A 12,246-nucleotide genomic window follows, 5' to 3' on the forward strand; every position below is an offset into this window, starting at 1 on the left:
AGTCTGGATAGCGCTTTAATTAATTTTTATTAAATTTTAAAATTACTAACAGTAGAAACTAATTTAAAAGTACTATCATTAACTTCTTCAAGTAAGTTTATCATAGTATTAGATTTTTCAGATATAATATTCATTTTTTTACTAATATTGTTTGTTCCATTTGCAGACTCATTATTTGCAGAATTTATTTGCTTTATAGATTCTACAACAGTACCAATTGAAATACTCATTTTATTTGAAGTCTCATTAAAATCAGTTGTCATATTATTAATAATATTGGCATCATTACTATATTGTTCTCCAGTTTTAACAATCATATTATAATCTTGTATGACTTGACTATTTATAAATTCCACCATTTCTTTTGATGTATTTACTAGATTTTCAACTGTATTAATAATCATATCATTAACTGTTTTTATTTCAGAAACAGTAGTTTTTGAATCATCTGCAAGCTTTTTAATTTGGTTAGCTACAACAGCAAAGCCTTTTCCAGCTTCTCCTGCACGTTCTGCTTCAATTGATGCATTTAATGATAATAAATTAGTTTGAGAGGCTATTTGTAATACAGATTCAGATAAAATATTGATTTTTTCTACCTCTTTAGATTTTTCGATAGCTTCTAAAAGTTTTTGTTGAGTTTCAACATTAATTTTTTCTGCTTTTTCCTTAGAATTAATAGCTATATTTTTAAGTGTGTTAGCTCTTTCTGTAATTAAAAATGAATTTTCAGATTCATTTTTAGCCTTTGTTGTAATTGCATCAAGATAAGAGTTAATTTTGGATGTTATTAAACTTACTTCTTCTGTAGATGCAGCTGTTTCTTCCATTCCGCTGGAAAGCTTTTCTGTTGAAGCAAACATATCTTGTATTAAATAATCCAATTCATCAATGTTTTTATTGGTATTTTTAAGCTTGTGTTCAACAATATTAGATTCATTAACAATAACTTTAACTATATTTCTAAAGGACTCCTGCATTAGATTGAAATTTTTTGCTAATTCACCAATTTCATCATTACTAGTAAAATCAATATGTTGAGTTAAATCACCTTCATTATTAGCCATAGATTTTAATTTTGATAAAATTTTTGTTATTGGATTTACAATGTTTTTAGTAATAAATATCCATGATAATATTGTTATTATTACTGAAATTATAATAGATATCATTATAATGGTTATAGTGTTTTTAATAGAGTTTTCTATATTTTTTATAGATTTACTAATATTTTTAGTAGAAGATTCCTTATATTTATCTACTTTATCATTAATTAATTCTGCTGTAGTATCAAAATCTTCCATATATAAGTTACCTTCTTGCGGACCACCATTAATATATGCATTTGCCATATTTTTCCCGGTTTCGTAATAGGGATTAAAACTTTTTTCTATACTTTCAATATCTTTTATATTTTCAGGATTTATCTTTTTTAGTTTTTGAGTTATAGATTTTATATTCTGTGCATATTTTTCAGCATTATCAAAGCCATCATCAAATCCTTCAGCAGCTCTTGTTGCACTTATGTCAGTAAGCCATTGTTGAACTTGTACAACATCAAGTTTTAACTCATCAGCCATTGAGCTAGTAGTAAAATGTTTTTCATTCATTTCTTTTACTAATTTTAAATTATTATTTGTGTAAATAAATTGAATTACCATAAAACCTATAAAAAATATCAGCATAAAAAAAACAGGTACAAGTATTTTTAGTTTTATACTTTTCATATAAAGTTCTCCTTTTCTATTTTCTTTAGTAAATAAATTGAAATTTATCCATATTATAATAAAATTATAAAAAATTAAAAAAATACCAGTTATTTAAGTGATTTTTTAATATTATACCATTTTAAATTGGTATATACCATTAGGTCGGAAATACTTTTGAGTTTTTATAATTTATTTTTTATGTTACTATATTCTGATTAGTAGTTAATATAAAAAATAAAAAATGCAACATTTTATCTTCTTTAGTTGTTTTAATAAATGAGGGGGTAATTATGATGAATGATATTTCATTGCGTACGGATGAAATTATATCAGAAGATTTAGAGAAATATGGAAATATGTTACTTAGGCTTTCATATTCATATATGAAAAATATCCATGATTCAGAAGATATACTTCAAGATGTTTTAATAAAGCTAATTAAAAATAAAGATGATTTTAAAAATGAAGAACATAAAAAATCATGGCTTCTTTGTGTAACTAGAAATCTTTGTATAAATAAATTAAAATCTTCATGGTTTAAATATAGAGAATCGTTAATAGAACTTCCTCATTATGATAATTATACAGAGGGGAATGCCGATGTATTTGAAGCAGTAATGAATTTACCAATAAAATATAGAGAGGTAATACATTTATTTTATTATGAAGATTATACTACGGCTAATATTGCTTTGATAATTGGTAAGAAAGAGTCTACGGTACGTTCTTTATTACATAGAGCTAGAAAAATACTTAAAAAGACATTGAAAGGAGGATATGATTTTGAGTAAGAACTACAAGGATGTAATGAATAAAATTGTTATGGATGAAGATATGAAAAATCGGATACTTTCTAATGTTAATAATGTAAATGAAAAAGAAGATAATGTTAAGGTTAAAAGACTTTCTAACAGAATATTTAGTAATTTAGTAATGTATGCTGCTTGTTTTTCAATTGTTTTATTTAGTATAACTAATAATACATTTATAAAATTATTTAAATTTGGAGAGCCTGATTTACAACAAATGAATGTTTCAAAGAACATAAATATAACAGAAAAAACGGATAATAGTGATGAGTTAAAAAATAAGGATTTAGAATCAAGGGAAAGAAAAGAAGATACGGAAGAAAAGATAAACTCTACAAATACAGATTCTTCATTAAATAAAGAAAATGAAAATAATCAAATAAAACGATCAAATGTAAATGAACCTATAAATCAAGAAGGAAATGAAAGTAAAGTACCTTTAAAAAATGATAAGTTTAATGAAAAAAGTATAAATTCACAAAATAATTTATTAGATAATGAAAATGTTAAGAATACCCCTTATAGTAGTCCAGAACCTAAAATGCAATCTAATGCTAGTAGCCAGTTAGTGCGAACAATATTAAATGAAAGGAATTTTGAAAGCTTAACAGAATTGAAAAAAGCAGTTGATTTTGAGTTTAAAATTCCGAAGAAGTTACCTCCAAACTTTAAAATAGATACCATAAGTTATATTGAAAATAGTGTAGTGTCAATAACATATTCTAATAAAGTAGATAACAGTTCTATTAATTTTAGAACCTCTAAAAAGGATAAAGATATAAGTGGTGACTATACTCAATATAAACTAGAAAAAATAATAAATTTTGATGAAACTAATATAAGTTTAAGCGGAGATAAGAGTTTAATAAATCTTGCAAAATGGAATAAGGATAATATATCTTATAGTATTTTAACTAAAAATGGTCTTGGGGAAGAAGAAATTTTAGATATAGTTAAAAATATCGATATAAGTAAGTAAACGGAACTTTAAAATTATTACAATATATTTCAATAGTTAAATATGGGGGCGATTAATTATGATTTCGGATGAATTAAGAAGGAGAAGACTAAAATTAAGAGAAGAATTATATAAATCAATACATAAATTTGGAATAGATAATGAAAATAGCTTAAGAATAAGTCAAGAAATAGATAAAATAATTGTTGAAGAGATGAAATTACAACTATTTAAGTCAAAATTAGCATATTATTAATTGGGAGTAAAATATTAAGTAATTCAATTACTTAGAATATAAGAACAATAAAAAATATGATAATCAGTTTTATAGTACTGATTATCATATTTTTTTAGGTTAATCATGACATATTAAATATTTCTACCATTTATATAGAATTTGATTAATAAGGAAGCTGATTTTTATTAAATATAACATTGGAAGAGTTATATAATTTTATAGTAATAGTTTAATCTATTACTATAAGAAAATTTACATTAATCTATGGTTAGAAATATTAAGTAAATGAAGTTTTAGAAAGCATATTTTTATAATTTTATAAAATATATACTATTTATAAGTTGTACGTGGAGAAGGTTCATTTTTGCCATAAGGACTTTTTTGATGTTCCTCATTATTAATTTTCTTAGGATAGTTTCTTGATGAAACATCAGAAGTACTTTTATTAATCATATTAAATCCTCCCTTTAATGCATAATCAAATTTTCTTTATTAGTCTTATCATTTTATTTAAAAATATTCTAACATTTATATTAATGAATAAACTTTATTGTAACTTATATAATTTATTCATCAATATAATAAGTTTTTAGATTATAGTTTAGAATAATTTGAATTCAATGGAAAAGCATGCTATAATTACTATTGAAAGATAATAATTATTATATAATAAAAACGAGTTGTGATATCTTGTGTAGATAAAAAATTCGTTACTTAACAAACGTTTAAAAATATGAGTTATAAAATAAAATTGTGATTTAAATATATAAATGATATGGGGGATATAAAATGGGAGTTGCATTTAAAGAAGTAAATTTTAATGAATTAGTTAATAAATTAGCACCATGCTGTTTGGGTGAAGAAGAGTGTAATGGATGCGCTAAAGAAAAATGTTTAGTTGGATATGGAAAAGAATGTATTAAGGGATGCTTGAAAAATAAAGTAACATATATTAGAGATGGATACAAAAATATTCCTATAACAGATACAAGAGTATATGATCAAGAAACAGTTATTACGGCAATTTCTGATATATTAAAAAGATGTAAAAGTTGTAGTGAAGAGCATTATGAAAATTGTATTATAAATGTTATAAGAAGTTGTTATGAAGTCAGCTTATTTGGAGAAGAGCAAGAATATGAAGGAAGTGCTTTTTTATATTTAAATAATTTGAAAAATATAAACGAAGAAATAGCAGATAAAATTTTTGAAAGGTACAATTCTAAATAATTAAAAAAATATCTTAAATAGTAGTGGCTATAAAACTAGTTTTTAAGAGTAAAAAGAATAATTTATAGTTAGAGTTTATATTAAAATATCAAAATTACTGTTAAAGATACAGTTTTATAATTAAGTTGAGTTATGATGAATAAAGAACAATTGATAATGAAAAGAAGTTTTTATTATCAATTGTTCTTTATTCATGTACCTAAATTATATTGTTATGTCTGTGTTTCTTTAGAAAAATATTGCATAATATATTGTAAATAGATACTTAAGTTTAGATGGAGGAGATGTTTTAATGAGGAAAAATAATATAAAAAAAAATAATAATACTAAAAGTAAGAAAAGTTTAATTCAAATGCTACTAATAATATTTATATTTGTTATAACTGTAGTGATATCATCATTAAGCGCTATTATGGTATTTCGCAGGAATACTCCTTCATTTTCTGTATTTAATATAAAAAATGAATTAAATATGATTAAGGGTACTGGATGGATAGAAAAGAATGGAGATTTTTACTATTATGAAGATTGGAATATGAAGAGTGGATGGATTAAGTATGATAATAAATGGTATTTTACAGAAGAAGATGGAAAAATGAGAACTGGTTGGATTCAATATAAAGGTAATTGGTATTATTTAAATTCTGATGGTAGTATGGCTAAAAATACTACAGTAAATGGATTTTATTTTAATGAAGAAGGAATATGGACATCTACCCCAGAAGAACAGAAATCTTAGTCTCTAGTAAAGCATTTCTTTAACTGAGCTAAGATTTTGCTATCTAGAAGTATTTAGCTATTAAGAATATTTATTAAAGTGCAAATTTTTCTATTGCCTTTGCAACACCATCATTTATATTTGTATCAGTAATGTAATCAGCAGCTTTTTTTGCCACTTCAGATCCATTGCCCATAGCAATACCAAGTCCAGCATATTTAATCATTGATACATCATTTTCATTGTCACCAATACAGATAGTTTCTTCTTTTTTTATTCCTAATTTTTCTCCAAGTATTTTTGCAGCATTGCCTTTTGAGACACCTTTTTGCATTATTTCAAAGTTATTACTACCAGAGCTTACAGTTTCTAAATCAGAAAATTTAAGAAGTTCATTTTTTACATTAAGAAGTTTTTGTTTATTATTATTGGAGTCATCTAATCCTATAATTTTAATTATAGAATCTCCAAATTTATCTAGTATTTCATGTATATCTGAAGTTATAAAGAATTTAACTTGTTTTTCTGCAGGAACTAACTTGTTTGTAATATTATATGTATGGTTTTCCTTAAAAGGAGTATCTATAATTGCAGTATCACAAGTGTAATATATAATTCTAAATCCTTTATCATGTATAGTATTATAAATTTTCAAGACTTGTTCTTTTGTTAATGTATTTGAATATATGACTTCATCAGTAGCTCTATTTTTAATATAAGCTCCATTACAAGAAATAAGTTCAGTTTTTATACCTACAAGATTTGCAAAATAATCGGCAGAAGCAAAAATTCTTCCAGTACTTATTGCAATTTTTATTCCTTTATCAACAGCTTTCTTTAATACGTATTTATTTTTTTCACTTATTTCACTATGTCCACTTAATAAAGTTCCATCCATATCTATACAGATTAGTTTATATTTCATAAAGTTATCCTCCTGTAATTAATATTAACTAAGAATTGCCTCGATGTTAATATTCCATCGAGGCTATTTTTTATTCTTTTAGGGAATTATATACTTTAAAAATTTAAAGAACCATCTAAATAACTCTTAGCAATTGAGTTAAATCCTAATTCAACTAAAACGTTTAAACAGATGGAAAAAATTTCATAAGATGAAGTTTCACTTCTCTTTAGTTTTTCTAAAATTTTGATTACTTCTTTTTCAATTAAGTTAAGTTCAGAATCCGACAAAGCTTCTTGTGTTTGTTTTGAAGCATTAAGGATTGATCTCTTTATTTTAGAAACTTCAAATTCTTCTATGTTTCCACTTTTTTTTATAATGTTCATAAAATCAACTCCAATCTTAATTTAATTATATTATTATTTTAAAAAAACTTAAAGTACTTACTTGAATAACTTTGATGTATTTTGTAATATTTGATTTAAATTTAAAAATTATTAGAATAAAAGTATTAAAAATAGATAATTGTGGACGAATATATTAATATTATTATAAATTTACATTTTTTATCGCCTATGCTAGAATTGAGTTATATGTAGTAAAAACTTGTTTAAAAAACTTAGGCTCATTAAAAAAATAATAGACAAGTATGTTTATATATTTTGAGTCATATTTTGTCATAAATTTAATTGATAGTATATGATTGTTTCTGTATTTTTATCTAACTTTAAATATATAGCATATAATTTATTATTTTCTTTGGTATGTCTTAAGAGGAGGGGTGGATTATTTTGACTATGAAAAATAAAATAGCATCATTTTTAATTGCTTTTGTAATGCTTATAGGTTTAATCCCGACAACAATTGCAGAAGCTGCTGTTACAGATATTAATATAATATCTGATACTTCTATAACAGCTAATCAAGCAAAAAAATGGGCAAAAACTAAAGGGGCGAGTGAAGAATTTTTAGAGTTAGCAGATCTCTATTGGAAATATTCACAGAAATGTGGGAATGTTAATCCTGCAATTGCTTATGTACAAGCAGGAAAAGAAACTGCATTTGGTAATTTTGGGGGAGTATTAGATGCAAATTATCATAATCCATGTGGAATGAAGACATCACAAGGCGGAGGAGATAAAGACAAAAATGCTCACAAAAAGTTTGATTCATGGGATGAAGGTGTACAAGCTCATCTGGATCATTTAGCATTATATGCAGGAGCAGATGGGTATCCTAAACAAAATACTTATGATCCAAGACATTTTATAAGTATAAAAGGTAAAGCAAAAACAGTTAATTCATTAGGAGGCAAATGGGCTCCAAGCCTTACTTATGGTGAAGAGGTAAATAATTATTATAGAGCATTATCTTCTTATTTAAATATAGATTTAGATGACAGTAACACTGATGATGAAGAAGATGATGATAGTTCATCAAAACTAAAGCCAGGAAGTACAGAAAACAAACCAGGTGGATTAGTTGGTGATTTGGTTATTAATTTTGAAAAACCAGTAATACCACAACCGTCAAATGAACCTAAGAACAAATCTACAATTGGTTGGAAAAATGAAGATGGAGATTGGTATTATTACAATTCTGATAACATCAAAGAAAAAGGCTGGATTAAGCCAGATAGTAATTGGTACTATTTAGATGATAGTGGAAAGATGAGAACTGGTTGGATAAATTATAGTGATTCATGGTACTATTTTAATGATAATGGAACGATGGTTATTGGATGGAAACAAATTAATAATAAATGGTACTATATGCAAACAAGTGGAGCTATGGCAACAGGATTTATTTGTGATAGATCAGATTTATATTATTTAGAGAAATCTGGAGCTATGTATTCAACTGAAGGATGGATATCAGTTGATAAAAAATGGTACTATATTGAAAAGTCAGGCAAATTAAAATTAGGATGGCTTTCAGATAATGGTTCTAGTTACTATATGCAAGGTGATGGAAGTATGGTAACAGGAGTTAAATCAATAGATGGAAAAACATATTGTTTTAATGATAGCGGAAAAAATATAACAGGGTGGATATCTGTAAATAATAATTGGTATTATTTAAATCGTGATTCACAAATGTTAACAGGCTGGATTAATCCGGATGGAAACTATTATTATTTATATGATACAGGTGCAATGGCTAAAGGATGGCTTGAACTTGATGGAACTTGGTACTATTTAAATAGTAATGGAACAATGGCAACAGGTTGGGTACAAAGTGGATCAAACTTTTATTATTTAGATAAGACTTCAGGAAAAGTTCTTACAAATACAACAGTAGATGGATATAAAATAGGAGCAGATGGAAAGAGAAAATCTAATGATTCTTCTAATAATTCTAATGGAAATAAACCTTCTGTTACTCCAAATCCAGGAAATAATACTAATAATGGTGGTAAAGAGTTAGTAGTAATAGATCCAGGACATAACTTTGGTGGAGATGATGGAGCTTATGCTACACATAATAGAATTACATATTCAGAAAGAGATTTAAATATGCAAGTTTCAATTAAACTTAAATCATATTTAGAATCTAAAGGATATACAGTTGTTATGACAAGAAATGAATCTGATAGAGAAACTTTAGCTGTAGCTCAAAGTCTTGATAAGAGAGTGAACTTAGCTAATGGACTTAATGCAGACTTTTTTGTGAGTATACATCATAATTCAGCAGAGGCAGCATCAGCAAATGGTATAGAAGTTTTCTATAGTACAAATCCGCAAGATAGTAGAATGGGTGGAAGATCAGCAAATCAAGATAGAATTCTTAAAAGTAAAGCAATGGCAACAAGTATTGTAAATAAAATTTGCAATAATGCTGGGTTTACTAATAGAGGTGCAAAAGATCAAAACTTAAATGTATGTAGAAATACAAACATGCCAGCAGTATTAGTAGAATGTGGATTTATTACAAATCCGAGTGAAGCTGCTAAATGTGCAGATTCAAATAATCAATCAATGGTGGCATCATCAATAGCAGAAGCTATAGCAAGTGAGTTAAATTAAAAAATAGTGATAATTGTTTCGAAGAACTAAGGTGCATTCAAAAATGAATCTTAATAAATAATATAAGAAAGAGCATGTTTCAAAAAAATTATATTGAAATATGTTCTTTTTTATGTATATAAAGAATAGAGAAAAATTTAAAATAAATTAAAAGTATGGTAATTAATATATTATTATAAATAATAGAATTTAACAGTATTTCTAAAAATATTTAATAAAATTGAAAATAAACAAAAAATAATCTTGGTAAATAATAGATGAATATGTTTTTCAAAATATTATAAGGCTTGTATTATCAACGGATTCCAGGGGTTAATAGTGGGGAGGTTGATTAATTTACTTTTGTTTGACCCTATGTTAGAATTGGGACAAAGCCAGATTTAATGCTTTAAATGTCGAAAAATGAATAAAAAATTTTACGATATATTAAAGAGAAATATCTGAAACAAAGAATGTTTAAAGTAAATAAGGTGGTGGAAAAGGCTTGAAATTTAATAGAAAAATAGTTTCATTGTTTCTTAGTGTAGCTATTACAGTTTCTATAGTTCCAGTAACAAAAGTACAAGCTGCTCCATTAGATATTAATATAATATCTAATACGGAAGTAACAGCTGAGCAAGCTAAGAAATGGGCAGCATCTAAAGGAGCCAGTAGTACTTTTATAAATTTAGCTGATCTTTTTTGGAAATATGCAAAGGATCATGGAAATGTAAATCCAGGTATTGCATATGTTCAATCAGCAAAAGAAACTGGATTTGGAAAGTTTGGTGGAGTATTAGATGAAACTTATTATAATACTTGTGGACTTAAAACATCTTCAGGTGGTGATGATTATGATCCAAATGCTCACTATAGATTTAATTCATGGGATGAAGGTGTACAAGCTCAGTTAGATCATCTTGCTTTATATGCAGGAGCAGAAGGCTATCCAAGACAAAATACTTATGATCCAAGACATTTTCTAAGCATTAAAGGAAAAGCAACAACTGTAAATTCGTTAGGTGGAAAGTGGGCTCCAAGTAGTACATACGGAGAAGAAATAAATCAATCATATGTAAATTTATTGACTTATTCAGGTATTAATAATCCTTCAAGTGTAAATAATCCAATACAAAATACAGATAGTAATGGGAATATGATTTCTTCAATAGGATGGAGATATAAATCAGGTAAATGGTACTATTATAAATCAGATGGCACACTAGCTACTGGTTGGATAAAAACTAATAATAATTGGTATTATTTACATGGAAATGGAAGCATGGCAACTGGATGGACTAGTATATCTGGAAAATGGTATTACCTTAAGTCATCAGGTGTGATGCAAACGGGATGGATTAAAGATAAAAACAAATGGTACTATCTACAAGGTGATGGTAGTATGGTAACGGGATTAAATTCAATTAATAATAAAAAATATTTTCTTGATTCGAGTGGAGCTATGAAAATAGGTTGGGTTAAGATAGGGTGGCATTGGTATTATTTTAATACTGATGGACGTATGTTAAATGGATGGATAAAACCAAATGGAAAATGGTATTATCTTTATGCAGCGAGTGGAGCTATGGCAATAGGATGGGTAAATCCAGATGGGCAAAACTGGTATTATCTGAATAGTGATGGTTCTATGGCAACTGGATGGAAAACAATAGGTGATGATATTTATTATTTAAATCCTTATTCAGGGGTTATGAGTAAGAATACCATTGTAGATGGATGGGAAATTGATGCAGAGGGGAAAAGAGTAAAAAAAGTTAGTCTAGCCTCTAAAAAATTAATAGTAATTGATCCAGGACATAATTTTGGTGGAAATGATGGTGCATATGCTACTCATAATAGAATTACTTATTGTGAAAGAGATTTAAATATGCAGTTAGCATTAAAATTAAAGTCAAAACTTGAAGCGCAAGGATATCAAATAATGTTAACAAGAAAAGAAACAGACAGAGAAACTTTAGCATTAGTTCAAAGTCTTACTAATAGAGTTAATATGGCTAATAATTTTAATGCAGACTTTTTTATAAGTATACATCATAATGCATCAGAATCATCAGCAGCAAATGGGGTTGAGACTTATTATAGTTCAAATAGACAAGATTCTGGTTTTGGATATGGTCCAAGTGATTCTAAACTTTTAGTTAGTAAAAAAATGGCTAATAGTATTAATAATAGTATAGTAAATAAAACAGGTGCTTATAATAGAGGAGCAAAAGATGCAAATTTCTTTGTATGTAGAAATACTAATATGCCATCTGTATTAGTAGAAGCAGGTTTTATAACGAATCCTCAAGAAGCAATAAAATGTGCTGATAATAATTATCAAAATAAGACAGCTGAGGGAATAAAGGAAGCTGTAATTAATGGAATATAGAATATATTATAAAGACTTATCTCAAAAATATTTTGAGGATAAGTCTTTTTTCTTATGTCTAGAAAAATATAGAAATTCTTAAGTCTAGAATGCTGATAAAATCTAAGGTAAATGAGATATTTTGAATAAAGAATGGACAATGGACGATTGACAATTTAGGATGAAATCACATTGTGATTTCTAAAATATATATTTTTCACAAAACCTGTGGCTTTGAAGCATAATTTTGCATTGTCAATTAAAATGTGGGGTAGCTACTTTTATTGTAGAAATTGTTAATTAA

Annotated in this window: 11 protein-coding genes; 7 read left to right on the forward strand and 4 right to left on the reverse strand. The window is 26.4% G+C overall.

Going from position 1 to position 12,246, the window contains the following annotated elements:
* Positions 1 to 29 precede the first annotated feature (29 nt).
* Positions 30 to 1,727, reverse strand: coding sequence for a methyl-accepting chemotaxis protein (locus KYD98_RS11745; protein ID WP_219780231.1), 1,698 nt, complete (start codon positions 1,725 to 1,727; stop codon positions 30 to 32).
* A 275-nt stretch (positions 1,728 to 2,002) separates the two neighbouring features.
* Between KYD98_RS11745 and KYD98_RS11750 the strand changes: the two genes are divergently transcribed.
* From KYD98_RS11750 to KYD98_RS11760, 3 genes are read left to right on the forward strand one after another with little or no spacing between them, the layout of a single operon-like run.
* Positions 2,003 to 2,500, forward strand: coding sequence for a sigma-70 family RNA polymerase sigma factor (locus KYD98_RS11750; RefSeq protein ID WP_219780306.1), 498 nt, complete (start codon positions 2,003 to 2,005; stop codon positions 2,498 to 2,500).
* Positions 2,493 to 3,497, forward strand: coding sequence for a DUF4367 domain-containing protein (locus tag KYD98_RS11755; RefSeq protein WP_219780232.1), 1,005 nt, complete (start codon positions 2,493 to 2,495; stop codon positions 3,495 to 3,497). The genes KYD98_RS11750 and KYD98_RS11755 overlap by 8 nt, the downstream gene beginning before the upstream one ends.
* A gap of 58 nt (positions 3,498 to 3,555) precedes the next feature.
* A complete protein-coding gene (locus KYD98_RS11760) occupies positions 3,556 to 3,732 on the forward strand; it encodes a Spo0E family sporulation regulatory protein-aspartic acid phosphatase (protein ID WP_219780233.1) in 177 nt (58 codons plus the stop codon).
* Between the two features lie 312 nt (positions 3,733 to 4,044).
* Here the strand turns inward: KYD98_RS11760 and KYD98_RS18240 are convergent, their stop codons facing one another.
* Positions 4,045 to 4,167 (reverse strand): hypothetical protein, encoded by a 123-nt coding sequence (locus KYD98_RS18240; RefSeq protein ID WP_258049791.1) that lies wholly within the window; start codon positions 4,165 to 4,167, stop codon positions 4,045 to 4,047.
* A 336-nt stretch (positions 4,168 to 4,503) separates the two neighbouring features.
* Here KYD98_RS18240 and KYD98_RS11765 point away from each other — a divergent pair, with 336 nt between their 5' ends.
* The gene (locus KYD98_RS11765; RefSeq protein WP_219780234.1) at positions 4,504 to 4,944 is read left to right on the forward strand and encodes a hypothetical protein; all 441 of its coding nucleotides are present in this window, start codon (positions 4,504 to 4,506) and stop codon (positions 4,942 to 4,944) included.
* Between the two features lie 292 nt (positions 4,945 to 5,236).
* Positions 5,237 to 5,683 (forward strand): hypothetical protein, encoded by a 447-nt coding sequence (locus KYD98_RS11770; protein WP_258049793.1) that lies wholly within the window; start codon positions 5,237 to 5,239, stop codon positions 5,681 to 5,683.
* 73 nt (positions 5,684 to 5,756) lie between these two features.
* On the opposite strand, the gene KYD98_RS11775 is transcribed toward KYD98_RS11770, so the two are convergent.
* Together KYD98_RS11775 and KYD98_RS11780 are read right to left on the reverse strand one after the other, a co-directional pair.
* Positions 5,757 to 6,587, reverse strand: a complete 831-nt coding sequence (locus KYD98_RS11775; RefSeq protein WP_219780235.1) for a Cof-type HAD-IIB family hydrolase — start codon at positions 6,585 to 6,587, stop codon at positions 5,757 to 5,759.
* Positions 6,588 to 6,682: 95 nt separating this feature from the next.
* The gene (locus tag KYD98_RS11780) at positions 6,683 to 6,952 is read right to left on the reverse strand and encodes an ATP cone domain-containing protein (protein WP_219780236.1); all 270 of its coding nucleotides are present in this window, start codon (positions 6,950 to 6,952) and stop codon (positions 6,683 to 6,685) included.
* Positions 6,953 to 7,357: 405 nt separating this feature from the next.
* Between KYD98_RS11780 and KYD98_RS11785 the strand changes: the two genes are divergently transcribed.
* Together KYD98_RS11785 and KYD98_RS11790 are read left to right on the forward strand one after the other, a co-directional pair.
* A complete protein-coding gene (locus tag KYD98_RS11785; RefSeq protein ID WP_219780237.1) occupies positions 7,358 to 9,592 on the forward strand; it encodes an N-acetylmuramoyl-L-alanine amidase in 2,235 nt (744 codons plus the stop codon).
* Positions 9,593 to 10,076: 484 nt separating this feature from the next.
* Positions 10,077 to 11,963: an N-acetylmuramoyl-L-alanine amidase gene (locus tag KYD98_RS11790; protein WP_219780238.1), complete on the forward strand. Its 1,887-nt coding sequence runs from the start codon at positions 10,077 to 10,079 to the stop codon at positions 11,961 to 11,963.
* Positions 11,964 to 12,246 lie beyond the last annotated feature (283 nt).

Source organism: Clostridium weizhouense (assembly GCF_019431045.1).
In the GTDB taxonomy this organism is placed as follows: Bacteria; Bacillota; Clostridia; order Clostridiales; family Clostridiaceae; genus Clostridium; species Clostridium weizhouense.

Coding starts and splice junctions, on each gene's coding strand:
- KYD98_RS11745 (WP_219780231.1), bottom strand. CDS start 1,727: ATGAAAAGTATAAAACTAAAAATACTTGTACCTGTTTTTTTTATGCTG.
- KYD98_RS18240 (WP_258049791.1), bottom strand. CDS start 4,167: ATGATTAATAAAAGTACTTCTGATGTTTCATCAAGAAACTATCCTAAG.
- KYD98_RS11770 (WP_258049793.1), top strand. CDS start 5,237: ATGAGGAAAAATAATATAAAAAAAAATAATAATACTAAAAGTAAGAAA.
- KYD98_RS11775 (WP_219780235.1), bottom strand. CDS start 6,587: ATGAAATATAAACTAATCTGTATAGATATGGATGGAACTTTATTAAGT.
- KYD98_RS11780 (WP_219780236.1), bottom strand. CDS start 6,952: ATGAACATTATAAAAAAAAGTGGAAACATAGAAGAATTTGAAGTTTCT.
- KYD98_RS11765 (WP_219780234.1), top strand. CDS start 4,504: ATGGGAGTTGCATTTAAAGAAGTAAATTTTAATGAATTAGTTAATAAA.
- KYD98_RS11750 (WP_219780306.1), top strand. CDS start 2,003: ATGAATGATATTTCATTGCGTACGGATGAAATTATATCAGAAGATTTA.
- KYD98_RS11760 (WP_219780233.1), top strand. CDS start 3,556: ATGATTTCGGATGAATTAAGAAGGAGAAGACTAAAATTAAGAGAAGAA.